This is a genomic window from Mesorhizobium sp. M0317 (assembly GCF_040321555.1).
Lineage (GTDB): Bacteria > Pseudomonadota > Alphaproteobacteria > Rhizobiales > Rhizobiaceae > Mesorhizobium.
In genome coordinates, this window is the sequence record NZ_JAMYRV010000014.1 from 66,782 (window position 1) to 90,798 (window position 24,017).

General features: G+C 63.2%; 23 protein-coding genes. 13 read left to right on the forward strand and 10 right to left on the reverse strand.

What is annotated here, in order from left to right:
* Nucleotides 1-16: 16 nt before the first annotated feature.
* From NKI88_RS13015 to gshB, 3 genes are all read left to right on the forward strand, one after another.
* Entirely contained in the window at nucleotides 17-1,021 is a 1,005-nt protein-coding gene (locus tag NKI88_RS13015; protein ID WP_023710382.1) for a glycosyltransferase, read from the forward strand.
* A 4-nt stretch (nucleotides 1,022-1,025) separates the two neighbouring features.
* Nucleotides 1,026-1,400, forward strand: a complete 375-nt coding sequence (locus tag NKI88_RS13020; RefSeq protein WP_023821716.1) for a GtrA family protein — start codon at nucleotides 1,026-1,028, stop codon at nucleotides 1,398-1,400.
* A 135-nt stretch (nucleotides 1,401-1,535) separates the two neighbouring features.
* A complete protein-coding gene (gshB, locus tag NKI88_RS13025; RefSeq protein WP_023821715.1) occupies nucleotides 1,536-2,489 on the forward strand; it encodes a glutathione synthase in 954 nt (317 codons plus the stop codon).
* A gap of 92 nt (nucleotides 2,490-2,581) precedes the next feature.
* On the opposite strand, the gene NKI88_RS13030 is transcribed toward gshB, so the two are convergent.
* The gene (locus NKI88_RS13030) at nucleotides 2,582-3,655 is read right to left on the reverse strand and encodes a glycosyltransferase family 2 protein (RefSeq protein WP_023714454.1); all 1,074 of its coding nucleotides are present in this window, start codon (nucleotides 3,653-3,655) and stop codon (nucleotides 2,582-2,584) included.
* Between the two features lie 184 nt (nucleotides 3,656-3,839).
* On the opposite strand from NKI88_RS13030, the gene NKI88_RS13035 reads away from it, so the two are divergent.
* Both NKI88_RS13035 and NKI88_RS13040 read left to right on the forward strand, forming a co-directional pair.
* Nucleotides 3,840-4,904 (forward strand): glycosyltransferase, encoded by a 1,065-nt coding sequence (locus tag NKI88_RS13035; protein ID WP_155921611.1) that lies wholly within the window; start codon nucleotides 3,840-3,842, stop codon nucleotides 4,902-4,904.
* 250 nt (nucleotides 4,905-5,154) lie between these two features.
* Complete coding sequence (locus tag NKI88_RS13040) at nucleotides 5,155-6,687, forward strand: YifB family Mg chelatase-like AAA ATPase (protein WP_352655477.1); 1,533 nt, start codon at nucleotides 5,155-5,157, stop codon at nucleotides 6,685-6,687.
* A 205-nt stretch (nucleotides 6,688-6,892) separates the two neighbouring features.
* Here NKI88_RS13040 and NKI88_RS13045 read toward each other — a convergent pair whose 3' ends face one another.
* Together NKI88_RS13045 and NKI88_RS13050 are read right to left on the reverse strand one after the other, a co-directional pair.
* Nucleotides 6,893-9,064, reverse strand: coding sequence for a malate synthase G (locus NKI88_RS13045; RefSeq protein WP_352595214.1), 2,172 nt, complete (start codon nucleotides 9,062-9,064; stop codon nucleotides 6,893-6,895).
* A gap of 133 nt (nucleotides 9,065-9,197) precedes the next feature.
* Nucleotides 9,198-11,219, reverse strand: coding sequence for a hydantoinase/oxoprolinase N-terminal domain-containing protein (locus NKI88_RS13050; RefSeq protein WP_352595217.1), 2,022 nt, complete (start codon nucleotides 11,217-11,219; stop codon nucleotides 9,198-9,200).
* A gap of 195 nt (nucleotides 11,220-11,414) precedes the next feature.
* Between NKI88_RS13050 and NKI88_RS13055 the strand changes: the two genes are divergently transcribed.
* The 3 genes from NKI88_RS13055 to NKI88_RS13065 are packed head-to-tail and all read left to right on the forward strand — an operon-like array spanning nucleotide 11,415 to nucleotide 13,398.
* Nucleotides 11,415-12,392 carry a threonine ammonia-lyase gene (locus NKI88_RS13055; protein ID WP_352655479.1) on the forward strand — a complete coding sequence of 326 codons (978 nt, stop codon included), beginning with the start codon at nucleotides 11,415-11,417 and terminating at the stop codon, nucleotides 12,390-12,392.
* Between the two features lie 8 nt (nucleotides 12,393-12,400).
* On the forward strand, nucleotides 12,401-12,781 hold the full coding sequence (locus tag NKI88_RS13060; RefSeq protein WP_023681284.1) for a nuclear transport factor 2 family protein: 381 nt from the start codon (nucleotides 12,401-12,403) through the stop codon (nucleotides 12,779-12,781).
* Nucleotides 12,782-12,798: 17 nt separating this feature from the next.
* Nucleotides 12,799-13,398: a DNA-3-methyladenine glycosylase gene (locus tag NKI88_RS13065; RefSeq protein WP_023748245.1), complete on the forward strand. Its 600-nt coding sequence runs from the start codon at nucleotides 12,799-12,801 to the stop codon at nucleotides 13,396-13,398.
* Nucleotides 13,399-13,402: 4 nt separating this feature from the next.
* Here the strand turns inward: NKI88_RS13065 and NKI88_RS13070 are convergent, their stop codons facing one another.
* Genes NKI88_RS13070 through NKI88_RS13085 form a run of 4 tightly spaced genes read right to left on the reverse strand, consistent with a single transcriptional unit; the run spans nucleotide 13,403 to nucleotide 17,107 of the window.
* A complete protein-coding gene (locus NKI88_RS13070) occupies nucleotides 13,403-14,539 on the reverse strand; it encodes an ABC transporter permease (protein ID WP_352655482.1) in 1,137 nt (378 codons plus the stop codon).
* Entirely contained in the window at nucleotides 14,536-15,456 is a 921-nt protein-coding gene (locus tag NKI88_RS13075) for an ABC transporter ATP-binding protein (protein ID WP_352655484.1), read from the reverse strand. Before NKI88_RS13075 ends, NKI88_RS13070 begins: the two co-directional genes overlap by 4 nt.
* A complete protein-coding gene (locus NKI88_RS13080; RefSeq protein ID WP_023739818.1) occupies nucleotides 15,453-16,406 on the reverse strand; it encodes an HlyD family secretion protein in 954 nt (317 codons plus the stop codon). Before NKI88_RS13080 ends, NKI88_RS13075 begins: the two co-directional genes overlap by 4 nt.
* Entirely contained in the window at nucleotides 16,403-17,107 is a 705-nt protein-coding gene (locus NKI88_RS13085; RefSeq protein WP_352655486.1) for a CerR family C-terminal domain-containing protein, read from the reverse strand. Before NKI88_RS13085 ends, NKI88_RS13080 begins: the two co-directional genes overlap by 4 nt.
* A 91-nt stretch (nucleotides 17,108-17,198) precedes the next feature.
* Here NKI88_RS13085 and NKI88_RS13090 point away from each other — a divergent pair, with 91 nt between their 5' ends.
* The 3 genes from NKI88_RS13090 (at nucleotide 17,199) to NKI88_RS13100 (ending at nucleotide 19,563) form a co-directional block, all read left to right on the forward strand.
* Nucleotides 17,199-17,696 carry a CYTH domain-containing protein gene (locus NKI88_RS13090; protein WP_023681278.1) on the forward strand — a complete coding sequence of 166 codons (498 nt, stop codon included), beginning with the start codon at nucleotides 17,199-17,201 and terminating at the stop codon, nucleotides 17,694-17,696.
* 86 nt (nucleotides 17,697-17,782) lie between these two features.
* The gene (locus NKI88_RS13095; RefSeq protein WP_352655488.1) at nucleotides 17,783-18,721 is read left to right on the forward strand and encodes a CHAD domain-containing protein; all 939 of its coding nucleotides are present in this window, start codon (nucleotides 17,783-17,785) and stop codon (nucleotides 18,719-18,721) included.
* Between the two features lie 41 nt (nucleotides 18,722-18,762).
* Nucleotides 18,763-19,563 carry a C40 family peptidase gene (locus NKI88_RS13100; protein WP_023681276.1) on the forward strand — a complete coding sequence of 267 codons (801 nt, stop codon included), beginning with the start codon at nucleotides 18,763-18,765 and terminating at the stop codon, nucleotides 19,561-19,563.
* A 7-nt stretch (nucleotides 19,564-19,570) separates the two neighbouring features.
* On the opposite strand, the gene NKI88_RS13105 is transcribed toward NKI88_RS13100, so the two are convergent.
* Entirely contained in the window at nucleotides 19,571-20,161 is a 591-nt protein-coding gene (locus NKI88_RS13105; protein ID WP_352655490.1) for a TetR/AcrR family transcriptional regulator, read from the reverse strand.
* A gap of 123 nt (nucleotides 20,162-20,284) precedes the next feature.
* Between NKI88_RS13105 and NKI88_RS13110 the strand changes: the two genes are divergently transcribed.
* On the forward strand, nucleotides 20,285-21,112 hold the full coding sequence (locus tag NKI88_RS13110) for an oxidoreductase (RefSeq protein ID WP_023673282.1): 828 nt from the start codon (nucleotides 20,285-20,287) through the stop codon (nucleotides 21,110-21,112).
* A gap of 64 nt (nucleotides 21,113-21,176) precedes the next feature.
* Nucleotides 21,177-21,473, forward strand: a complete 297-nt coding sequence (locus tag NKI88_RS13115; protein ID WP_023703852.1) for a YciI family protein — start codon at nucleotides 21,177-21,179, stop codon at nucleotides 21,471-21,473.
* Nucleotides 21,474-21,615: 142 nt separating this feature from the next.
* Here the strand turns inward: NKI88_RS13115 and NKI88_RS13120 are convergent, their stop codons facing one another.
* Together NKI88_RS13120 and NKI88_RS13125 are read right to left on the reverse strand one after the other, a co-directional pair.
* Entirely contained in the window at nucleotides 21,616-22,992 is a 1,377-nt protein-coding gene (locus tag NKI88_RS13120) for an adenylate/guanylate cyclase domain-containing protein (protein WP_352655493.1), read from the reverse strand.
* 116 nt (nucleotides 22,993-23,108) lie between these two features.
* Entirely contained in the window at nucleotides 23,109-23,909 is an 801-nt protein-coding gene (locus NKI88_RS13125; protein WP_352655495.1) for a helix-turn-helix domain-containing protein, read from the reverse strand.
* Between the last annotated feature and the right edge of the window lie 108 nt (nucleotides 23,910-24,017).

A 24,017-nucleotide genomic window follows, 5' to 3' on the forward strand; every position in this document is an offset into this window, starting at 1 on the left:
GTGTCGGGAGACGGAAATGCCGCACGAAGTCCGCCATGAGCCGGCCATTGCCGTGCTCCTGCCTTGCTACAATGAGGAACTGACCATCGCCGAGGTGGTGCGGCGCTTTCGCGAGACGCTGCCATCGGCCGAGATCTATGTCTATGACAACAATTCCAGGGATTTGACCGCGCTCAAGGCGCGCGCAGCGGGCGCCATCGTCGTCCGCGAGCCGCGCCAGGGCAAGGGCAATGTCGTGCGGCGCATGTTCGCCGACATCGATGCGGACATCTATCTGATGGCCGATGGCGACGGCACCTATGCGCCGGAAGATGCCTCGCTGCTGATCAACATCCTGCAGACCGAGCGCTGCGACATGGTGGTTGGCACCAGGCGCGGCGTCACCGACGATGCCGGCCGTTCCGGCCATGCCTTCGGCAACCGCATCTTCAACAGCCTCTACAAGCGGCTGTTCGGCGCCGACTTCACCGACATCTTCTCCGGCTACCGCGTCTTCTCGAGGCGTTTCGTCAAGAGCTTTCCCGCGGTTTCCGGCGGCTTCGAGATCGAGACCGAAATGTCGGTGCATGCCTCGCAGCTCAAACTGCCGGTGAGCGAGATCGCGCTCGATTATGGCCGCCGGCCTGAGGGATCGTCGTCGAAGCTGTCGACCTATCGCGACGGCGCCAGGATCCTGTGGATGTTCGCCATGCTGATGAAGGAAACGCAGCCGCTGCGCTTCTTCGGCGCCTTCGCGATTTTCTTCCTGGCGTCGAGCCTTGCCCTGATGACGCCGGTGCTGATCGAATTCGCCCAGACCGGCCTCGTGCCGCGCATGCCGACCTGGGTGCTGTCGGTCGGCCTGCTGCTGCTCTCGATGCTTGCGATGGTGACCGGATTGATCCTCGATTCGGTATCGCGCGGACGCGCCGAGCAGAAGCGCATTTTTTATCTCTCGGTGCCGTCGGGCCGGGTCGAACGGCGCGAACGCACTGGTGAAATCCCGAAGGCCGAACCGGGCAAGACGCCCCGGGCCGCCTGAGGCCGTGAGCCGGCTCGTCCGCTTCGTCCTGGCCGGCGGCGTTGGTTTCGTCGCCGATGCCGCGGCGCTCTGGCTGCTCTTGGCGGTGACGCCGCTCGGTCCCTTCGTCGCCCGTGTCCTGTCGATCGGCTTTGCGCTGTGCGTCACCTGGCAGATCAACCGGCACCTGACCTTTTCGCCGTCGAGCCGCGGCGTGGCTAGCGAGGGTGCGCGCTATGGCGGCGTCGGCATCGCCACCAGCATCGTCAACTATCTCGTCTACTGCGCCATCCTGTTCGCGCTGCCGGCAATGCCGCCGCTGGCGGCACTTGCGATCGCCTCGCTGGTAGCGATGGCGCTGTCGTTCCTCGGTTACTCCCGGCTGGTCTTCGACTGTTAGGGGGTCTGGGCCAAGCAAGCGCGATTGGCAGAAGCCGCCAAGTTCCGTATATCGGCGACTTGCCTTGCCGCAATTCCGGACGGAAAACCGCTACGCACTTTTCCTGGACTTGCTCGACCCGCTGGAGACCAAAAGATGACCCTGAAGATCGCCGTCCAGATGGACCATGTCTCCACCGTCTCGATCGCCGGCGACACGTCGTTTGCGCTGTCGCTGGAGGCGCAGCGGCGCGGGCACCAGCTGTTCCACTACACGCCGGACCGGCTGTCGATGCTGGGCGGCAAGGTGTTTGCCCGCATCGAGGAGATGAAGCTCCGCGACGAGAAGGGCAATCATTTTTCGCTGGGCGACAAGGTGCGCACCGACCTGTCGGAGATGGATGTGATCCTGCTGCGCCAGGATCCGCCCTTCGACATGAATTACATCACCACCACGCATATTCTGGAGCGCATTCACCCGAAGACACTGGTCGTCAACGACCCGGCCTGGGTGCGCAACAGCCCGGAAAAGATCTTCGTCACCGAATTCCCCGATCTGATGCCCGAAACGCTGATCACCAAGGATCCCCAGGAGGTCGCGGCCTTCCGCAAGGAATTCGGCGACATCATCGTCAAGCCGCTCTATGGCAATGGCGGCGCCGGCATCTTCCATCTCAAGGGAGACGATCGCAACCTCGCCTCACTGCTCGAAATGTTCGCCCAGCTGTCACGCGAGCCGTATATCGTCCAGCGCTATCTGAAGGATGTGCGCAAGGGCGACAAGCGCATCATCCTGATCGACGGCGAGGCGGTCGGCGCCATCAACCGCGTGCCGGCCGACCACGATTCCCGCTCCAACATGCATGTCGGCGGCCGCGCCGAAAAGACCGAGCTGACGGAGCGCGAACGCGAGATTTGCGCCCGCATCGGCCCGTCGCTGAAAGAGCGCGGCTTCATCCTGGTCGGCATCGACGTGATCGGCGACTACATGACCGAGATCAACGTGACCTCGCCAACCGGCGTGCGCGAAGTGCAACGCTTTGGTGGCGCGGATATCGCCAGCCTGTTCTGGGACGCGGTAGAGGCGAAGCGGCGGAATTTGGCCGCGTAGTGTGCGTTGCTACGGAGGACTTTGGTGGGTCCAGAGAAGCATCGAAAGATGCTCTTTATCGGGTAAGACTGCCGAGCAAGCGGCTCATCAAATCAAACTATGTCCCGGAAGCGCCGAGGCCTCAGTTTCGGAGGAAGGAGACCGATAAGTCTGGTCTGCAATTTTCGCTGTGGTGTTGCCCAGTCTTTCAGCAGAAAACCCGCATCGGAGTTCTTTTCCAGCAATGCAAAAGCCGCAGACAGTCCGATCAGGTCGACCAAGGTCCTGCGCATTGAGTGGCGGGAGATTAAATGCGCCAGTCCCGGCGCCACTTCGCACCAACGATTGGCCAGTGCCCGCCGTATCGCTATTTCAGTATCAGGCGACATCCTGCCGAGGCCAACTCCGGTACCCAGGATGCGCCCGTCCGCCCAGCCATTGCCGCCGTGAAGCCGATAACTGCCAAGAGCCCGCCCAATCCTCACGGTTCCGCCGATCATATGGGCGGCACGAGCCATATAACCATCGGCACATATCCTTATTTCGTCCGGATCGGATGGACGCATGATTTCAAGCGGAGCTCGACGAAACATCATCCCCGATGTGGTTGACCAAAACCAACCCACGGTACCCCGATCAATAAATAATAATGTCGGGTCAGCTTCGGTGTCGACATGCAGGTAGCCGCTCATTTTCGGCATCGATCGCGGGTCGTTCAGGTGGAATACGGGATGACCGCCCGCAAGCAGGTTGCCGGCCGTATCTATCACCACCTCATCGGAGCTCGACATTGCCGCGATACGGGTTTGGCTGAGATGCGCTCTCACATGGCATTCTATGAAGTCAGGATGCCAAGCATCGTCACCGTCAAGAAAGGAGATCAGGGGCCCGGCTGTCGCGTCAAGCCCGGTCATCATTGCTGTCAACTGCCCGCCATTTTGCAGTCGGGGCAGAAAGCGGAAACGACTGTCGCCAAGCTGGGACAGACACTCTTCAATCCTTCGGCGGGAACCGTCGGTCGAAAAATCATCGACCACCACGCATTCGAACGCAGTGTATGTCTGCGCCGCTACGGATCGGATCGCAGTGTCGATGAATGCCTCTTGATTGAAACAGCCTACGCAAACGGATACGGTTGGTAGCGCGATGTGAGAACCAGCTCCGCTTGGGACGATGTTTTCTTTCAAGAGGCGCTTCTCCGTACACCAGATTTGATCGCCTGAGATATTCCGTCGATCAAATGGCGGTGTTTCTTTGCCAAATTTCTCTCTATCGAAGCGAGTTTTTCTCCGCACTCAAGATCGCAATTGCCGCATGTTGACCCTACAGCACGGGTATCGCCCTCCTACCAAATTCGAGATTGTCAGAGCCATGCTGCGTCATGGCCACAACCTCAGAAAAGGGCACCCTTCCGCGAAGTCGCAACCTGCTCTTCAGGCCAGTTTGCTGTCGGACGATCCGTTCATATCCTATTCGGGAATGTCCGGTACGCCGCTCGGATTAGCAAGTCATATGCCTTTCCTTCCACGCGGCCACCGCGCCTGGTTTCTCATCTCGCCAACCTGGTCCATCGAAAACAGTGCTAGCGTCAAAACCATCCGGACCTATGCCGTTCTGCATAGACTCAAGAACCCCCGTCACTCGCTAATCTTCCTATCCAACACTCAGGCCGAGGCTGATCTGTTGAATCAGTCCGGCGAGGCCGCCGTCCTGCACAACAAGACGTCAACAACCTCCGAACACATATTCAGGCCTCTCGATGACGTCCCTGTAGAATTTGATGCAATCTACAATGCGCAGCTGGCTCCGTGGAAGCGCCATGACTTGTCGCTTGGCATCCAGCGTTGCGCATTTGTCTTCTATCGAGATTCAAGCGGATCCTCCACGACGGAGTCGGAAAGAGCGCGAATAAATCGGCATAGGGAGCTCGCGCCGCATCACGTCTTTATCAACGAGTTTGACGGCACCGGCAAGCCTGTCCGATTGGCACCGGCTCAGGTGAACACGCATCTAAATCGTGCAGCCGTGGGAATCTGTCTCTCTCACCTGGAAGGACCAATGTTCGCCAGCACGGAATATCTTCTCGCGGGCCTTCCAGTGGTCACGACGCCGAACCATGGCGGCCGAGACCTTTATCTGGATGACGACTATTCGCTCACAGTTCCACCCGATCCTCGATCCATCGCGGAGGCTGTCTTAGCGCTGAAGGAGCGACGAATTCCCCGGGATTACATTCGTTCGCAAACTTTGAAACGAATCGAACGAGACCGCGGGCGGTTCATAGACCTTGTAAACGAGATTTTTCTGGAGAGCGGCTCTTCGCGCCGGATCGCCCTGCCTTGGCCTTTCAGATATCCTGTCATGGAGTGGCTTCCACCGCAGGTCGCGATCGATCGATCGCTTTCAGGTTCGGTCGATGCCTTCATCACCGCTTAGAAGCAACACCCTCAGATCGCCGAAGGGCCTAGTCGCCCTTGTTAAACGCGGTCGAGGAGGCGGAGCAGCCGTTCCATTTTGCTTGACCATCTTCCTTTTTTGCAACCGGCACAGCGCGCTGCAGCCACCACGAATGCATGTTCCTGTAATGTTCTTGCCTTGGCCTGAAATCTATGGTTGTCTTGTCCTGACGTCGCTCGCGGTCTGAACCACAAGGCCGAGGCGAGCCGATATCCGGGGGCAGAGCAAGATGGTGGCGCGGGTTCGCACGGTTGCTTTCCAGGGCATCGAGGCCGTACCGGTCGATGTCCAGGTGATGATCGCGCCGGGCAAGGTCGGCATGCAGATCGTCGGGCTGGCCGACAAGGCGGTGGCCGAAAGCCGCGAGCGCGTGCAGGCGGCACTGCATGCGTCGGGGCTGTCGATGCCGTCGAAGAAGGTGACGGTCAACCTGGCGCCTGCCGATCTTCCTAAGGAAGGGAGCCATTACGACCTGCCGATCGCGCTCGGCCTGATGGCTGCACTCGGCGCCATTCCGGGCGACATGCTGGCCTCCTATGTCGTGCTCGGAGAATTGTCGCTCGACGGCACCATTGCCACGGTCGCCGGCGCGCTGCCGGCGGCGATCGGCGCCAATGCCGAGGGAAAGGGCCTGATCTGCCCGTTCGGCTGCGGGCCGGAAGCGGCCTGGGCGGGCAAGGATTTCGACATATTGGCGCCGCGCAGCCTGATTGCCATCGCCAATCATTTTCGCGGCACGCAGGTGCTGTCGCGGCCCGAGCCCGGCATCCATGTCTCGGCCCGCGACCTGCCCGACCTTTCAGACATCAAGGGCCAGGAAAGCGCCAAGCGGGCGCTGGAAGTGGCGGCGGCCGGCGGCCACAATCTGTTGATGGTCGGGCCTCCCGGCTCGGGAAAATCGATGCTGGCGCAGAGGCTGCCTTCAATTCTGCCGCCACTGGCGCCCAAGGAACTTCTTGAAGTCTCGATGATCGCCTCGGTGGCCGGCGAGCTCGGCGAAGGCAAGCTCACCGACCGGCGGCCGTTCCGCGCCCCGCACCATTCGGCTTCGATGGCGGCAATGGTCGGCGGCGGCATCGGGGCGCGGCCGGGCGAAGTATCGCTTGCCCATAACGGCGTGCTGTTCCTCGACGAGTTTCCCGAATTCACGCCGCAGACCTTGGATGCGCTGCGCCAGCCACTGGAGACCGGCGACTGCATGATCGCGCGCGCCAACCACCGCGTCACCTATCCAGCGCGCATCCAGCTGGTGGCGGCGATGAACCCGTGCCGTTGCGGCATGGCCGGCGAGCCCGGCTATCGCTGCCTGCGCGGTGAGCGCTGCCGCACCGACTACCAGGCGCGCATTTCCGGCCCGCTGCTCGACCGCATCGATCTCAGGATCGAGGTGCCTGCGGTTTCGGCCGCCGATCTGATCCGGCCGGATCGGGCGGAGAAAAGTGCCGCCGTTGCGCAGCGCGTCGCGCGCGCCCGCACCATCCAGCGCGAACGGTTCGAGCGGCTCGGCGTGACCAGCGCGACCACCAACGCGCATTGCTCGCCTTCTGTTATCGAGGACATCGCGATGCCGGATGCCGCCGGCCTGTCTCTGTTGAAGGACGCCAGCGAAAAGCTCGGCTTTTCCGCGCGCGCCTATCATCGGGTGCTGAAAGTGGCGCGCACGCTGGCCGATCTCGAAGCGAGAGAAACCGTCGGCCGCATTCACCTGGCCGAGGCGATTTCCTACCGCATGATGTCGGAGCGGGTGGCGCAGGCGGCGTAACGCTCCTCCTTGAGGGGAAGGTGGCCCCGAAGCGGCAGGGTGGGGGTCGCCGAAGAATGGTCGATCTTTTTGGAGCCGAGCCGAGAAAGGGCCTCTGCAATGACATTGCTTGTAGTGTCGTCCGAAGGGAGTCGCCGCACTTCACGCAGGACCCCACCCGGCCCTTCGGGCCACCCTCCCCTCAAGGGGGAGGGAAATGCAGGCGCTAATTCGCCCGCTCTTTCGCCTTCAGCTCCAGCCGCCGTGCGTGCAGCACCGGTTCCGTATAGCCATTCGGCTGTTCGCGGCCTCTAAACACCAGGTCGCAGGCGGCGTGGAAGGCGATGGAATTGTCGAAATCGGTGGCCATCGGGCGGTAGAGCGGGTCGCCGACATTTTGGAGGTCGACGATCGCTGCCATGCGCCGCAGCGAATCCATCACCTGGATCTGCGAGCACACCTTGTGGTGCAGCCAGTTGGCGATGTGCTGCGAGGAGATGCGCAGCGTGGCGCGGTCTTCCATCAGGCCGACATCGTTGATGTCGGGCACTTTCGAGCAGCCGACGCCCTGGTCGATCCAGCGCACGACATAGCCAAGAATACCTTGCGCATTGTTGTCGAGTTCGCGCTGGATCTCGTCGGGGGTCCAGTTCGGCCGCACCGCCACCGGCACCGACAATATATCATCGAGCTTCGCCTTCGGCCGGCTCTTGAGCGCCGCCTGGACGGCATGGACATCGACCTTGTGATAGTGCGTGGCGTGCAACGTCGCCGCCGTCGGCGACGGCACCCAGGCGGTGCTGGCGCCGGCCTTGGGATGCGCGATCTTCTGTTCCAGCATCGCCGCCATCAGATCGGGCATCGCCCACATGCCCTTGCCGATCTGGGCATGACCGGCGAGCCCGCATTCGAGCCCGATATCGACATTCCACGCCTCATAGGCGGAGATCCAGGCGGCCTGCTTCATGTCGCCCTTGCGGATCATCGGCCCGGCTTCCATCGAGGTGTGGATCTCGTCGCCGGTGCGGTCGAGGAAGCCGGTGTTGATGAACACGACGCGTTCCTTGGCGGCGCGGATCGCCTCCTTGAGGTTGACGGTGGTGCGCCGCTCCTCGTCCATGATGCCCATCTTGATGGTGTTTGCCGCCATACCGAGCAGCGCTTCGACGCGGTCGAAAATCTCGACTGCGAAGGCGACTTCCTCCGGCCCATGCATCTTCGGCTTCACCACATACATCGAGCCCGCGCGGGAATTCATCCGACGCCCGTTGGCGCCGACATCGTGCAGCGCGATCAGCGCCGTCATCGCCGCATCCAAGATGCCTTCCGGCACCTCGTTGCCATCGCGGTCGAGGATGGCCGGATTGGTCATGAGGTGACCGACGTCTCGCACCAGCATCAGCGAGCGGCCAGGCAAGCTCAGCGCGCCACCACTGGGCGCGGTCCAGGCGCGGTCCGGATTGAGCTTGCGCGTGAAGGTTTTGCCGCCCTTGCTGATTTCCTCCGCCAGATCGCCCTTCATCAGGCCGAGCCAGTTGCGGTAGACGATGACCTTGTCCTCGGCATCCACCGCCGCGACCGAATCCTCGCAGTCCTGAATGGTGGTCAGCGCCGATTCCAGGATCACGTCGGCAATGCCGGCCGGGTCGGTGCGGCCGATCTGGTTGGTGCGGTCGATGAGGATCTCGATGTGCAGGCCGTTCTGGACCAGCAGGATGGCTTCCGGGTTGGCGCCGTCGCCGCGGTAGCCGGCAAATTGTTTCGGGTTGGCCAGTGTGGTGCCGCCGGCGCCGGCGCCGAGCCGCAAGGTGCCACCCGAAACCGTCAGCCCGTTCACGCCGGCCCATTTGCCCGAGGTGAGCGGCACGGACTCGTCCAGAAAACTCTTCGCCCAGGCAACCACCTTGGCGCCGCGCACGGGGTTGAAGCTTTTTCCCTTCTCGGCGCCACCGGTCTCGGCAATGGCGTCGGTGCCGTAGAGCGCATCGTAGAGCGAGCCCCAGCGGGCATTGGCGGCGTTGATCGCATAACGCGCATTCATCACCGGCACCACCAGCTGCGGCCCGGCAACGGTGGCGATCTCGGGGTCGACATTGTCGGTCGACACGGAAAAGGCCGGCCCTTCGGGCACGAGATAGCCGATCTCACGCAAGAAGCTTTTGTAGGTCTCCATATCGATGGGCGCGCCATTGGCGCGGTGCCAGGCGTCGATCTGTTCCTGCATGGCGTCGCGTTTGGCCAACAGCGCCCGGTTCTTCGGCGCGAGATCATGGACGATGGACGAAAAGCCGTTCCAGAAGGCGTCGGCGGCAATACCGGTACCCGGCAGCGCTTCGCCGACAAAGTCATGCAGTTCGCGGGCAATCCGCAATCCGGCGATCTCGACGCGATCGGTCATCAGGGCTTCTCCAGATGAAAGGCTTTGCGGCCTTTGGCATGTCAGGGGTGAAGGGTCAATTCAGCTTAGGGTGAAGGCGGGGATTTTGAAGCTGCTGATCTCCCCCCAAGGGGACCCCAAGGGGGGAGATTACCTAAACCGCAATCCTCGGCCGACCCGATGCAACCGCCACCACATGCGCTTCGATAAACATCCGTTGGGCCTCAACGGTAGACACCTTGAACTCGGTCGAAACGTCGATCTCGGCATTATCCGTGCCGGCATCCTTCGCCCGCTCGGCTACGATCGCCCGCACATCAGCCTCCGCTGCCGCGATCGCCTTGGCCTCGTCCGTGAAGTCGCGCACCGTTTGCCCCGACGCGACCCGGAACAAACCTTCCTTGGGCTGGCTGACGCGGGCTTCGGCCGAGACGCGGACCTGGCCGACGACGGCGCCGAGCGCGTTGGCGACGTCGGTATCCTCCGGCACCACGCACTCATTACCGACCAGCTCGGCCAAGCCGGCATAGTGCAGCGGCGCCGAGGCGCCGAGGCCAATGACCGGACGATCGAGCGCGACGCTGAGCCTTGCGATGCCGGGATGGGAATCGACGGCGCGCTGCACCAGCGCATGCGCGACGGTGGCGGCGCCATCCAGCCCATCCTCGGCAAAGGCGGTCTCCAGAATGTATTCGGCCGACCAGCGCGTCAGCGTCAGCAGCACCCGTTCGGAAATCACCTCCGGAGACGGCGCGATGTACTGGCCTCGCCCATCACGCTTGCGGGCAAACAGTTCGGCGCCGAGCCGGGCCGCAAGCGGGTCCCAGTTGGCCTGCTTGCCGAGCACATGGGCGGCGTCCGAGGGGGTGAAGCCCGAGATATGCACAAGACCGCGCGAGACCAGCCGGTTCAGCGTGGCGTTCTGGGCGTTCGAGGTGAGCAGCCTGTCGATGGCGAGCGGCACCGCACCAATCAGTTCATACAGTTTCGCCTCGGGCGCGGTCAGGCCGGCGGCGAGCCTGTCCGGCACGCCGGTGCGCAACGCAAAGCGGCCGTCCATGCGGCCGGGGTTGGGCGCCCTGAGCTGGCGCTCGAGCTCCGATGTCACGGAAACACCATGCATCATGCCGGCCAGCGCCAGCGGCACCAGGCGGCGCGGCCCGAGCAGGATTTTCGGGTTGAGCGCGCCATCTTCCAGTGCCACCTCGGAATCGCCGCCGAGGCCGAAAGTGCGCATGGCGACCGCCTCGACCATGGTGCGGAAGCCGCCGACAGTGGCGCCTTCGGGATCGAGCCGAGGACGGCCGCCGTCGAGCACGGCGACATCGGTGGTGGTGCCGCCAATGTCGGACACCATGGCGTTGTCCAGGCCCGTCATGTGGCGGGCGCCGACCAGGCTGGCGGCCGGGCCGGACAGGATGGTCTCGATCGGCCGCTGGCGGGCAAACGCCGCCGAAACCAGCGCGCCATCGCCGCGCACCACCATCAGGGGGGCTACGATGTTGCGGGCCTCCAAAAATCCTTCGGTTGCCGCCACCAGCCGGTCGATCATCGAGATCAGCCTGGCGTTGAGCAAGGTGGTGAGCGCGCGACGCGGACCGCCGAGCTTGGCCGACAATTCATGGCTGGCGGTCACCGGCAGGCCGGTCTTTTCGCGGATGAGGTCGCGCGCGGCGAGTTCATGCGCCGGGTTGCGGGTGGCGAAATAGGCGCACACGGCAAAGCCCGACACCGAGGCGCCGAGTTCAGGGAGTGCTGCTTCCAGCCCCGACAGATCGAGCTTGGCCGCATTGCCGTGCACGTCATGGCCGCCCGGACAAAACACCACCGGATCGGTGCCGAGCGCCGTCTTCAGCCCGTCGCGCGCAAGGTCGGCCCCGGTAAAGCCGATCATGATGAGCGCCACACGCCCACCCTGGCCCTCGACCAGCGCATTGGTGGCGAGCGTCGTCGACATCGACACGAGTTTGATCGCGGCCGGATCGGTGGCCGATTTTCCCAGCACCGCATCGACCGCGCCGGAAATGCCGACGGCAAGATCGTGCCGCGTGGTCAGCGCCTTGGCCTTGGCCAGCACCTTGCCTTTTGGCCCGCCTTGTTCCGACCACAGCACGGCATCGGTATAGGTGCCACCGGTGTCGATACCGAGAAACAGGGGTTTTGGCTTGGCGGTCATGTCTGGCGGTCCGGGATTCTGCTCCCCCGCCCTTAGCCGATACGGCCCGGCTGATAAAGGCGGGAGAGGTGGGCCAGTTTGACCCTCGTCGCCGCTCATGCCCGCCAAACTTTGTAACGGTCACATTTTTTCATTGGTGCGTGGCCTGCCTTTGCGTGCACCATGCGCCGATCTCATCCCTTTCAGGACTTCGCCATGACCACGCTCCCCGGCATCGCCGACATCCATGCCGCCGCCGCGCGCCTCTCCGGCCTGATCGCCGAAACGACCTTGATCGAATCGCTGGAACTCAACAAACGCTTCGGCGGCCGCATCCTGTTCAAGCCGGAGACGCTGCAGCGCACCGGCTCGTTCAAGTTCCGCGGCGCCTACAACAAACTGTCTTCGCTGAGCGAAGAAGAGCGCAGCCGCGGCGTCGTCGCCTTCTCCTCAGGCAACCATGCTCAGGGCGTCGCCGCGGCGGCTGCCATGTTCGGCGTCAAGGCGGTCATTGCCATGCCGGCCGACGCGCCGGCGATGAAGATCGCCAATGTCCGCAAGATGGGCGCCGAAGTGGTGCCGTTCGACCGCTTTCGCGACGACCGCATCACGGTGGTGCGACCCTACATGGACAAGGGCATGGTGCTGGTGCCTCCTTTCGACGATCCGGCCATCATCGCCGGCCAGGGCACGATCGGTCTCGAACTGACGCGCCAGGCAAAAGCGCTCGGCGTCAGCCTCGATGCGGTCGTCATTCCCTGTGGCGGCGGCGGCCTGACGAGCGGCATTTCGATCGCCGTCAAGGATGCCTCGCCGGCCACAGCAGTCTGGGCCGTTGAGCCCGAGCATTTCGACGACACCCGCCGCTCGCTGATCGAAGGAAAAAGGGTTTCCAACGAGCCCGGCCACAGTTCGATCTGCGATGCCATCCTCACCGCAGAGCCCGGTGCCATCACCTTCGAGATCAACCGCAAGAACCTCGCCGGCGCCATCGCCGTCTCCGACAAGGCGGCCGCACAGGCGGTGCGCGACGCCATGGCCCATCTCAAGCTGGTGGTCGAACCCGGCGGCTGCGTGGCGCTGGCGGCGCTCTCGTCAGGCGAGATCGAACTGTCGGGCAAATGCGTCGCCGTCGTGCTGTCAGGCGGCAATGTCGATTTCACCACCTATGCCGAGATCATGGCCGCGGCCTGAGAACCGATATGGCAGACGCTGAGATAAGGGCGGCTCTCGATCGCCATTGGGCTGCCTCCGATGCCAATGATCTCGAGACGGAGCATCAGATCTATCGCGAGGACGCGGTGCTCGATTATCCGCAATCAGGCGAGCGCATCAGCGGACGGCACAACATCCAGTCGTCGCGCGCCACGCAGCCCAACCGGAAGCGCTTTGCCGTGCGGCGGATCACCGGGTCAGGCGACCTCTGGATCACCGAATATGTCCTGACCTATGACGGGATTCCGTCCTATACGGTGAGCATCATGGAGTTCGTCGATGGCAAAGTGGTTCGCGAGACCCAGTATTTCGGCGATCCGTTCGAGCCGGGGCAGTCGCGCGCGCAATGGGTCGAACGGATACCTTGAAACACGGCGGCGGTAGCATGACCGGCCACCATCCGCTCGATCGTGCCGAACTGCCTGATGATACGGCCGATCTCGCCCGCTATCTCATCGGCAAGCTCGTGGTGCGGGAGCTGCCGGAAGGCATCGTCAGCGGCCGTATCGTCGAGACCGAGGCCTATGTCACCGGCGACGCCGCCGGGCACGGCTATCGCGGCATGACGCCGCGCAACCGTTCGCTGTTCCTCGGGCCCGGACACGCCTACGTCTATCTCGCCTATGGGGTCTCCTGGATGCTCAATGTCTCAAGCGAGGGGCCGGGCACCGGCACCGGCGTGCTGATCCGGGCGCTGGAGCCGCTCGAAGGCATCGCCATCATGCGGCTGAACCGGGGCGTGGAGCGCCTGCGCGACCTGGCGCGCGGGCCGGGGCGGCTCGCCCAGGCATTGCGGATCGACCGTTCGCTGGACGGCCTCGATCTGTGCCGCCAAGGCCCGCTATGGCTGGCAGCCGACGAGCATCAGGCCAGCGACATCGGCCAAGGCATCCGCATCGGCATCACGAAGGATGCGGACCGCCCGCTGCGGTTCTATGTCAGAGGCAGTCCGTTCGTCAGCGGTCCGCGATCGCTCAATTCCTGAACGCTCAGTCGAGCGTGCGCCTGAACCGCACCAATGCGACGCCGGCAAACAAGGCCACGAACCCGACCAGCCAGGCGATCTCGCCCGCAACCGCCGGCAGTTCGGCGCCCTTCAGCATCACCGCGCGGGTGATGCGCAGAAAATGCGTCAGCGGAAAAATCTCGCCGAAGGTCTGCGCCCAGCCCGGCATGCCGCGATAGGGGAACATGAAGCCGGACAGCAGGATCGACGGCAGGAAGAAGAAGAAGGTCAGCTGCAGCGCCTGCATCTGCGTGCGGGCGATGGTCGAGATGGTGTAGCCAAGCAGCACCAGCGCCAGCACGAACACCAATACGGCTGTAAGCAGCAGCGACATGGAACCGGTGAAGGGGATGGCGAACAAGAGCTTCGACGCCGCCAGCACCACCACCACCTGGACGCCACCGACCACAAGATAGGGCAGCACCTTGCCCAGCATGATCTCAAACGGGCTGGACGGCATGGCGAGCAGGTTTTCCATCGTGCCGCGCTCGGTCTCGCGGGTCAGCGCGATCGAGGTCATCATCACCAGGGTCATCTGCAGGATGACGCCGAGCAGGCCGGGCACGATGTTGTATTGCGAGATGCCTTCCGGATTGTAGCGCTGGTGCACCACCACATCGAGCTGGCCCCTGGCGGCCTCACTCGCCGCCTCCTGCATGCCTTGCGCCCGAAGCAGCGCCTGGCTGGCCACTTTGCTTAGCGTCGAGATGGCGCCGCTGGCGGCGGCCGGGTCGGTGGCGTCGGCCTCGATGAGTATCTGCGGATTGTCGCCGCGCTCCACCCGGCGGCCGAAATCGGCCGGGATGGTGACGACGAAGGCGACATCGCCGCGCGCCATCAGGAATTCGGCATCCTCGGCACTTTGCGCGACATGGTCGAAGCGGTAGTAGCCGGTCGTCTGCAGGGCTGCGACAATGGCGCGGGTGTAGGGGTCGTTGCTGGTCGCCACCAGTGCGGCAGGCAGGCTTTTGGGATCGTTGTTGATAGCGTAGCCGAACAGCACCAGCTGCATAAGCGGCACGCCCAGCATCATGGCGAAGGTGATGCGGTCGCGCCGCATCTGGATGAATTCCTTGATCAGCAGCGCACCGAGCCTGGCGAAGGAGAAGACGCTGTTCATGCCATATTGTCCTTCGAGCCGGACATGAACTGGATGAAGACGTCCTCGAGGCTGGTCTCGCCGGGTTTTACGCTGACGCCCTTGTGCTCCTTCTCGACATCGGCGAGCGCCTTTTCGAGCTTTGCCTTGTCGGAGCCGACGACATGCAGCGTCGCGCCGAACGGCGCCACCTGGTCGACGCCGGGCCGGTCCCTGAGTGCATCGGCGACCTGGTCGAGGCGCGGTCCCTGCAGCACGAAGGTGGTCAGACCGGCATTCGTCACCACCTCGTCCACCGTGCCGGTGGCCAGCATCTTGCCGTAGGAGATGTAGCTGATGCGGTGGCAGCGCTCGGCTTCGTCCATGTAGTGGGTGGACACCAGCACGGTCAGACCGCCGCTCGCCAGCCGGTGGATCTCGTCCCAGAATTCGCGCCGCGCCTTCGGATCGACGCCGGCGGTCGGCTCGTCGAGCAGCAGCAGCTTCGGCTTGTGCATGATGCAGGCGGCCAGTGCCAGCCGCTGCTTCCAGCCGCCTGACAGCGTGCCGGCGAGCTGGTTGCGGCGGCTCGTCAGGCCAAGCTCTTCCAGCGTTTTCGACACATGCTCCTCGACCGGCTTCAGCCGGTAGAGCCGCGCCACGAATTCGAGATTCTCGCCGATCGTCAAATCCTCGTAGAACGAGAATTTCTGCGTCATGTAGCCGACTTCGCGCTTGATGCGGAGCGACTCGGTGCGGACGTTGAAACCCAGCACCGTACCTTCGCCCTCGTCGGGCGTCAGCAGGCCGCACATGATGCGGATGGTCGTCGTCTTGCCGGACCCGTTGGGCCCGAGAAAGCCGACGATCTCGCCCTCGCCCACCGTCATCGTCACATGGTCGACGACAGTCTTGTCGCCGAAACGCTTGACCAGGCCATGAACGTCGATGGCGTTCATTTTGCGGAGGCCGCCAGCTCGACATCGACGATCTGTCCCGGCTGCAGCGCTTGCGCCTTGCCCTCAGGCCGCGCCTCGACGAGGTAGACCAGCTTCTGCCGGTTCTCGAGCGAGTAGATCACCGGCGGGGTGAATTCCGGGTCGGGCGAGACATAGCTGACGCGCGCCTTCACCTCCGGCCCGCAGCCGTCGCAATGGACGACAAGCAGCGTGCCGACCTTGATCGACGAGAACGCACTTTCCGGGACATAGACGCTGAGCTTTACCGCACCGTCCGGCAACATCGAAATGACAGGCGCGGTCGGACCGGCGGTGTCGCCGGGATTGCGGATGACGTCATTGATGCGGCCGGGCGAGGGTGCCGCCAGCACGCGCTTCGATAGCCGCCACTCAGCCTGTTCCAACGCCGACTGCGCCTGTTTGACCTGATTGTCTGCCGCCTTGATCGTTTCGGGACGCGCAGGCAGACCGCCGACGGCGAGGTTGGCCTGCGCCTGGCCGACCTGCGCATTGGCGGTCTCCAGCGTCGCGGCGGCGGTGTCGTAGTCGGCCTGCGTGCCGGCACCGCGCTTGAACAGGTCGGCGGCGCGGTCGTATTTGCGCTTGGCATCCGTGGCCTGGGCCTTGGCCATGTCGACCTCGGCCTTCAGCACCGCGATCTCCTCCGGCCGCTTGCCGATCTGCAGGTCGGCCAGCTGCGCCTGCGCCTGGGCGAGCGCGGCCTCTGCCTGGGCGACGGCGATTTTTGCGTCGGCGCTTTCGAGAGTCACCACCGGCGTGCCTGATACAACACGGTCGCCGCGCTTGACCGCGACGGTCTCGACCTGCGCCACTTCGATCGGCGCCAGCAAGACATAGTCGCCCTCGACATAGCCGACGGCAAGCGGCGCTGCCGGCGCGCAGGCGCCGAACAGCTGGGCTGCGAGCGGCAGGGAACAGAGAAAACTCATCGCTTGCCCTCCTTGCGGGCGACCGGATTTCGGGCCGCCAGTATGGCGCCAAGATTGCTTGTGACCGCCGCCACCACCTTGGCGGCTTCGGTGTTACCGATCTCGCGCCAGCCCATACGACGCATCACTGCTTCGCGGCCGATGCGGAAATAGATGACCTGGCCGATCAGCGTGAAGACCACGAGCTTGGTGGCCTCGCTTTCGGCCGGCTCGCCCGTCGCCTGTTCCCAGATCTGGCAGAGGCGGCGATGCGTCGGTTCGAACACCCCGTCATAGATGCGGTCGAGGGCGGCCGTCGGATGCGACAACTCTCTAAGTACGAATTGTACGATATCGCCCGCCTCCGGCCGGGCGACGATAAATCCTACCATCCGCTCCAATGCGGTCGAGAGCTGCGCCCGCGCCGTCTCTGAACTGGCTTGACCTTGCACTTGCATGCCGCCGAGCGCCTGGCCGGCAACCGCCTGGATGGTCTCGACGATGTGGTCGGCGGCGGCCCCGCGCAGCCCTTCCTTGCCGCCGAAATGATAGGCGATGGAGCCGATGTTGGCCTTCGCCTCCGCCGCGATCTCGCGCGTCGAGGTGCCGTCGAAGCCCTGCCGCCCAAACAGTTTGAGCGCGGCCAGCACCAGTGCGGCGCGCGTCTGCTCGGCGGGCGATGTCTCCTGGCGAGGCATTTTGTCGGGCGCGGATTTGATCATATCGGCCTGTTTAATCAATCGATTGATTAAAGTCAAATTGATGTCTACGGCGGCTTGCCATGTCGGGCCGCAGACGCTTTAGTGCGCGGCCATGGGCAAGGAAGTCGAACGCAAGTTCCTGGTCTCCAGCGCCGAATGGCTAGAAATGGCCGAGGCGAATATACGCATTCGCCAGTTCTATCTTGCCGCAGCACCTGGCCGCACCGTGCGCGTGCGCATCAGCGACGGCAGTTCGGCGAAGCTGACGCTCAAATTCGGCAGCAAGATCCGCGAGCGCGACGAATACGAATATGAAATTCCTCTGACTGATGCCGAGGAGATGCTGGCCTTCGCCATCGGACATGTCATCGAGAAGACACGCCACCATGTTAGGCATCGCGGCTATCTCTACGAAGTCGATGTTTTCGGCGGGATCCTAGCCGGCCTTGTGGTGGCCGAACTGGAGACGCCGGAGGATGTACCTGACGAAATGCTGCCTGATTGGCTCGGCCGCGAAGTGACCGGCGAGCAGAGATTTTACAACGCGTCGCTCGCCCTAGAGCCGGATGATTTTAGGTCGGGTCGACCTAAAATCGGAATCCGGCTCTAAATCAAAAGAGATGGAGCATGATGTCGTCCGAAAACCGCTTCACACTTTTCGGCATCATGCTCTAGGGGGATTCCGGAGATCGCCGCATGAGCTTTCGCATCGATCCGCGCCTGCCGCTGACCGGCGAGGTCAGGCGTATCCTTGGCGAGGAGATCGGCAAGGCGCTTGCCCATCTGGCCGTCGCGCGCGACCAGCCGGAGCAGGCATTGCACAAATGCCGCAAGCGGCTGAAGAGCGCGCGCGCCTTGCTGCGGCTGGTCCGTTCCGGAAATGAAACATTCTGTCGGACTGAGAACCAATGCTACCGTCAGGTGGCGGCGCTGCTTGCCGGGCCGCGCGAGGCGACCGCGCTGGTCGAGACCGTCGACCGGCTGGCAGCCGCCTTTCCCGAGCAGGTTGCCGGCGGCGGCCTCGACAGCGTGCGCGACCGGCTGATTGCCCGCCAGCATGAAATGCATGCCGGCGCCGGCCTCGACGCCGCCATAGGCGCGGCCACCGCCGCCTGCGAGGAAGGCCTCATCAGGATAGAGCGGCTGCTGCTCCCCGATCTGCCTGAGCATGCAGCCGATGTGCTTGCGGAAGGCGCTCGCAAGACCTTGCGCCGTGCCAGGAAGGCGCTGGACCGGGCGGGATCGCGCGGCGAAGCAGAGGATTTCCACGATCTGCGCAAGGCTGCCAAGACCCATTCGATGCATTTGTCGCTGCTCGGCCGGCTGTGGCCGACGCCGATCAAGGTGCGGCGCAAGGTGGTCGACGAACTGGGCGAAAGGCTCGGCGAACTGCACGACGTCTTCGTCATGCGCGTGTTGCTCGAGGCCGACGGTGAGCCGCTCGGCGATGCGCAGGACACAAGGCTTCTTGGCAAGCTTTTGAAGCGCTCGGAAAAAAGCCTGAAGAAGAGCTGCCTCGCCGGAGCGGCCGAGCTGTTCGGCGACAGCCCCAAGCGCTCGACAAAGAAACTCGCGCGCAATGCGCGCGACGACCTCGCCGGCCCGGTATTGTCGAAAGAGGTCCCGGTCGGTTGATCATGGCCGAGGACGTCACCTCGTGCTAGTCACACTTTACCATGACCGCGCCGCGCGACACGCTTCTCGACCGACTTGGCCGCTGGCTTGCCGGCCGGCTGCAGGACGAATCCTCGGGCTATGAGCCCTACACGCCGTCCGACGCCGAGACGTTGCGGCGCACGCTCGAACCCGGCGACATCCTGCTCATCGAAGGCAACCAGAAGATCTCCGCGGCCATCAAATACCTGACACAGTCGACGTGGTCGCATGCGGCCTTCTATATCGGCGATGCGTTGTCCGAACCGGAGGACGGATCGGAACGGCGTCGGCTGATCGAAGTCACGCTCGGCGAAGGCTGTGTCGCCGTGCCGCTGTCGCGCTACCGCACCTACAACACCCGTATCTGCCGGGCGAGCGGGCTGGCGCCGGAAGACCGCGACCATGTCGTCGCCTTCATGATCGGCAAGCTCGGCCTGAAATACGATCTCAAGAACATCTTCGACATGCTGCGCTTTTTCCTGCCGACGCCACCGGTGCCGGTGCGCTGGCGCCGCCGCATGCTGGCTTTCGGTTCCGGCGATCCGACGCGCGCCATTTGCTCGACCCTGATCGCCGAAGCCTATGGTGAGATCCGCTACCCGATCCTGCCCGAGATCACCCGCGCGCCCGGCCGCGCCTCGGCGCAGTCGAACTATTCGCGCCGCGAAATCCTGCACATCCGCCACCACTCGCTCTACACGCCGCGCGACTTCGACCTGTCGCCCTTCTTCCGCATCGTGAAACCGACGCTGGAATTTGGTTTCGACTACCGGGCGGTGACCTGGGAAGATAGGGCCGCTGAGGCGAAGGCCGCCGAATAGCAACCATTCAAACCGGCGCCGATGGCGAGTGGCGCCCTATGAGATCATTCGAGACAGTGTCGATGATCTCAGCGGAAAGCGTCGGATCGGGCACGACGCGGGAGAGGATCACCGATCCGACCATTTCCGCTAGGAATGCGATCGCGGCACTCCGCTTCGCGGCCGGGTCGCTTCCCGGCAGGAGTGAAATGATCAACGCGACATAATTGCTGACGATGCTTCCGAAGAACGATCGAAGCGCTGGATCGTCGTGCCGGGCGGCATCGGCCGCCAGTGCGGTGAGGCTGCATCCGTGCCCCGGATTGTCGCGATGATGGTCCGAGATGTAGTGGCGCACGAGCGTCTCAAACGGAGTATCGGTCGAAGCGAGCCGGGCGGATAGATCGGCGCTCATGTCACTGAAGGCCCGCTGCATGGCCTGAACGATGAGGTCGTCCTTCGACTTGAATTGTCGGTAGAAGCCTCCGTGGGTAAGCCCGGCCGCGCTCATCAGATCGGCAATGCCGATCCCGTCGATCCCTTGTTCGCGGAAGAGCTTTGCGGCGGCATCGATGACCCGCTCTCGATTTAACTCGACCATCTCCTTGCTCACCTTCACGACCGCATCCTCTCCTATTGATGATGGTCGACATATAAGACGTGGCGGAGGCGCTTGACAATGATTATGGCGGTCATTATCACCCAATGATTACGATCATAATCATTACGCAGGAAAGTTGAGATGACACAAGTTCAGTCGCGCGCCGAGAAGATCGCGCTGATCACCGGCGCTTCGGGTGGCATCGGGCATGCGGCCGGACTTGCGCTCATCCGGGCGGGGTATCGCGTGTTCGGCACCAGCCGCCGAGCTGCGCCCAACGAAGTGCGTCAGGGCATTCACATGGTCCCTTGCGACGTCACCGATGATGGGTCCGTCAGAGACGCCATCAAGCAAGTTGTCGCCCTCGCCGGCCGGATCGACGTACTGGTAAACAATGCGGGCCGCAGCCTGATCGGCGGCGCCGAGGAATCATCGGTCGCTCAAGCCCAAAGCCTGTTCGACATAAATGTCTTCGGCATTGTTCGCATGACCAATGAAGTGCTGCCCATCATGCGCAGACAGGGCGAGGGCCGGATCATCAACATCAGTTCGGTGTCCGGTTTCCTGCCGGGGCCATTCACCGCCCTCTACACCGCCACCAAACACGCAGTCGAAGGATATTCCGAGTCGCTCGATCACGAACTTCGAACGTTCGGCATCAGGGTTTCCCTTGTCGAGCCCGCCTTCACCCGCACCGGACTGGAAGAGAACGCCGAACAGCCTGACCGGATTTCCGGCGTCTACGAACAGGGGCGCTCAGCCATGAATTCGACCTGGCGCAACAGAATCGCGAGCGGCGATCCGGTGGAAGCCGTGGCCGACAAAGTGGTACAGGCAGCCACCGAAAAGACGCCGAGCATGCGCTATACGCCTGGCAAAACGGCAGGCCGTCTTCGCTTCATGCGGCGCTTCGTGCCCGAAAACATGTTCGACAAGAGCTTCCGCAAGCAGATGGGCGTGGCCGATTGATCTAAAATCAAGGCATCGCCAGGCCAGTCCGGCAGGCGAGCCTCCTTTCGCCGAGGAGCGACGAATGAAGTCCTATTTGTGCAAATATATTCCGCCGCGTTCCGACTTTCTGGCAACGATGACCACCGATGAGGAAGAGTGGATGAAGCAGCACGGAGCATTCCTGGATGACCTGCTTGAAAAGAGGCTTATCGTCGCGCACGGCCCCGTGATGGACCCGGCTGGCGGTTATGGGGTGTCGCTCTATCGGATTGCCGATGATCTGGACATAGAGGCGATCACCTCGGAGGACCCGATCGTGAAGAATGGCGCCGGGCACTACGAACACCATCCGATGCTGCATTTGAAAACGCACGGCTAACCATTTCGACCAAACCGCATCGATGCGGCAGCGAAAGTCGCTCTCGAACGGGCCAGCTTTGCGCACGCTGGCGGGCGCGATCCTGTCGAGGTTTCTGGCGTCCATCCTGCCGAGGTGCAGGCGTCTCACATGGCGGCCTGCATCACGCCGAAACCGCGATGGCGCGCTGGTTTTCGGCTCTGTGTTCGACCCAGACATGGACCGGTTCGTCCCGGCCGCGGATGCTAACCGGTCCATGATCGCGCGCATTCAGCTGTGTCCCGAGCGATTCCGCCTTCGCGGCCTCAATCAGTCGTGACCCAAAGCAAATATTCGCCTGAAGCTCCCGGCAGAGCGCCTGCAAACGGCTGGCGACGTTGACGGTGTCGCCCACCACCGCGAAGGACAGGTTGCGCTCGCTGCCGACCGCGCCGAGGACGACGGCGCCATATTGTGCACCGATCCGAACGTCCAGCGGCGGATATCCCCTGGACACACGCTGGACATTCCAGTCTTCGATAGCGGCGATCATCGCTTCAGCGCACCGGATGGCCCGGGTTGCGTCGTCATGGCTGGCTTGCGGAACCCCGAAGGTCGCCATGATGCAATCGCCGATATAGTTGTCGACGGTGCCATGGTGGTCGAAAACGACCTGCTCCATGCGACGGTGGAACTGACGCAGTAGTTCGAACACTGCTTCGGCCGGATGATCCTCGGAATAGTGTGTGAAGCCGACGATGTCGGCGAACAGCACCGCGATATCCTGCCGGCGGACCGGACCGAAGGGCTCGTCATCCGAGGCGAGCTGGTCGACGACATTGGGCGAAAAATGCCGGGCGAGATTGGCGCGGGCGCGCTCCGCCTTGACATAGTCTTCCGACAGATGCCGGGAACGGGAGACGACCAGCGCCATGATCGCGCCGATAATCAGGACAACCAACACATTGGTCGCCTGCGCGAACGTATCGACGAAATTGGGGTTGAGATAGAGATTCAGTCGCTCTGTCATCGGCAGCGAATAGAGGTTCGTTGCCGGAATGACGGTTCCCGCATGAAAAACCACCCATCCCACCCCGATCGTCCACGTCAAGGCCGCGAGCGCGCCGAGATAGAGCGCCAATCGTGTCGAAAGGGTCAGCGCGCCAAGGCATACGAAAATCAGCAGGAATTTGAAGCTGCCCTCGCGCAGTTGCATCGCGGCCGGCGCGACCTCGAGGGAAAACGGGTTGGGCGTTACCAGCAGAACGGTCAACAGAATGATGTCCAGCGTACCGACGAGGTAACCGATCCACCATGGCGCGTTGCGACGGCGCGCAAAGCGAAACTGGATCAGGCCGACGAGTTGGAACAGCGCGAGGCCCGCCAGCACGAAGAGCAGCGAGGCATCCCAGCGGCTGATCAATGAAAAGAAGCAGGAGATCACGGCGAGCGATGCCGTGCGCGCCCAGAACTGCAATGCAGCACCCTGGCGTTCTGCGCGCTCCCGCAAATTTTTCAGGCGCGAATAGCGGCGAAGTTCAAGTGTTGGCGCGGTCGGCATAGGATCACTTCGATTTTGCGGGGACGGTCACGCATTCGGCAAACCCGCCCCGTACAGTCAGGCAAATCAGCGCGCGAACTCTATCATGGTTTCGTTTTTGAAACGCGGCTGGCGCGTCAAGCCGGCAACGGACGGCGTCCCTTTGCCGGAGCGGTGGGCCGGTCGGACGCACCGGCATCCCTGGGGTGCGGGCCGATCGGCATGATCGCCGGAAACGGGGTTGCGCCAAAAGCAAACGTCCATTTGTAGCCGGTCAGCCCGTCTTCCGGCGTCGTGTGCTGGTCGTGATGGGCGAGCAGTTTGGCGCGCTCGGCCAGTTCCTCCGCCTCGCGCTTCACCATCTCCGCCGTCTCCGGCCGCATCCGCCTGGAGAAAGAGACGAAGGTCGCTTCCCGCTCCAGATGGGTGATCGCCCAGCCGATGAAATTCTTGTTTGTCATCTCGAATAGCGGCCTGAGCGGCCCTTCGAAATTCCACTGGATCGGTGTGTCGACCAGCAGCCGTGCCGACAGCCCGCTGCCCAGCGCAATGAGGCCGAGCGCTTCGAGATCGCGCAGATAGAGGAACATCGAGGCTTCGCTCAAGCCCTGCGAGCGCATGACGCCCTCGGGCGTGAATTTCTCCGATAGCATGACGAAGATGAACAGCAACGCCGGCCGTCCGGCAAGCTTGCGCTCGACCTCTGGCGCGATGCGGTTGACCGGTCCCGGCCCCCGGTTCATCGACCCCAGCACGTTTTCCAGCTCGACGCCGGCGGCAGCGCAGATCCCGACGAGACGGTCGAGCTTGCAGTTGCGCTCGTGGAAGATGCGCTTCACCGTCGGCTCGGAAACGCCCATCCGCCCGGCAAGCTCACGATAGGTGACGCCTTTGGCCTTCAGCGTCCGCTTCAGCGCCCCGAAGATCAGGCCGTTCATGGAATGCACCTCTTTTCTCGCGATTTGGTATCGCGTTTCGATACTAGCGGCAATCGCCCTTCCGGAAAAGTATCGACATCTCTAGCTCTCCGCCATCCACCACAGGAG

Excerpts from the sequence above, each read along its gene's own strand:
- NKI88_RS13055 (WP_352655479.1), top strand. The coding sequence starts at position 11,415 with ATGACCACGCTCCCCGGCATCGCCGACATCCATGCCGCCGCCGCGCGC.
- NKI88_RS13070 (WP_352655482.1), bottom strand. The coding sequence starts at position 14,539 with ATGAACAGCGTCTTCTCCTTCGCCAGGCTCGGTGCGCTGCTGATCAAG.
- NKI88_RS13015 (WP_023710382.1), top strand. The coding sequence starts at position 17 with ATGCCGCACGAAGTCCGCCATGAGCCGGCCATTGCCGTGCTCCTGCCT.
- NKI88_RS13075 (WP_352655484.1), bottom strand. The coding sequence starts at position 15,456 with ATGAACGCCATCGACGTTCATGGCCTGGTCAAGCGTTTCGGCGACAAG.
- NKI88_RS13050 (WP_352595217.1), bottom strand. The coding sequence starts at position 11,219 with ATGACCGCCAAGCCAAAACCCCTGTTTCTCGGTATCGACACCGGTGGC.
- NKI88_RS13060 (WP_023681284.1), top strand. The coding sequence starts at position 12,401 with ATGGCAGACGCTGAGATAAGGGCGGCTCTCGATCGCCATTGGGCTGCC.
- NKI88_RS13095 (WP_352655488.1), top strand. The coding sequence starts at position 17,783 with ATGAGCTTTCGCATCGATCCGCGCCTGCCGCTGACCGGCGAGGTCAGG.
- gshB (WP_023821715.1), top strand. The coding sequence starts at position 1,536 with ATGACCCTGAAGATCGCCGTCCAGATGGACCATGTCTCCACCGTCTCG.
- NKI88_RS13125 (WP_352655495.1), bottom strand. The coding sequence starts at position 23,909 with ATGAACGGCCTGATCTTCGGGGCGCTGAAGCGGACGCTGAAGGCCAAA.
- NKI88_RS13045 (WP_352595214.1), bottom strand. The coding sequence starts at position 9,064 with ATGACCGATCGCGTCGAGATCGCCGGATTGCGGATTGCCCGCGAACTG.
- NKI88_RS13115 (WP_023703852.1), top strand. The coding sequence starts at position 21,177 with ATGAAGTCCTATTTGTGCAAATATATTCCGCCGCGTTCCGACTTTCTG.
- NKI88_RS13120 (WP_352655493.1), bottom strand. The coding sequence starts at position 22,992 with ATGCCGACCGCGCCAACACTTGAACTTCGCCGCTATTCGCGCCTGAAA.
- NKI88_RS13035 (WP_155921611.1), top strand. The coding sequence starts at position 3,840 with ATGCTGCGTCATGGCCACAACCTCAGAAAAGGGCACCCTTCCGCGAAG.
- NKI88_RS13110 (WP_023673282.1), top strand. The coding sequence starts at position 20,285 with ATGACACAAGTTCAGTCGCGCGCCGAGAAGATCGCGCTGATCACCGGC.
- NKI88_RS13080 (WP_023739818.1), bottom strand. The coding sequence starts at position 16,406 with ATGAGTTTTCTCTGTTCCCTGCCGCTCGCAGCCCAGCTGTTCGGCGCC.
- NKI88_RS13065 (WP_023748245.1), top strand. The coding sequence starts at position 12,799 with ATGACCGGCCACCATCCGCTCGATCGTGCCGAACTGCCTGATGATACG.
- NKI88_RS13040 (WP_352655477.1), top strand. The coding sequence starts at position 5,155 with ATGGTGGCGCGGGTTCGCACGGTTGCTTTCCAGGGCATCGAGGCCGTA.
- NKI88_RS13085 (WP_352655486.1), bottom strand. The coding sequence starts at position 17,107 with ATGATCAAATCCGCGCCCGACAAAATGCCTCGCCAGGAGACATCGCCC.
- NKI88_RS13100 (WP_023681276.1), top strand. The coding sequence starts at position 18,763 with ATGACCGCGCCGCGCGACACGCTTCTCGACCGACTTGGCCGCTGGCTT.
- NKI88_RS13090 (WP_023681278.1), top strand. The coding sequence starts at position 17,199 with ATGGGCAAGGAAGTCGAACGCAAGTTCCTGGTCTCCAGCGCCGAATGG.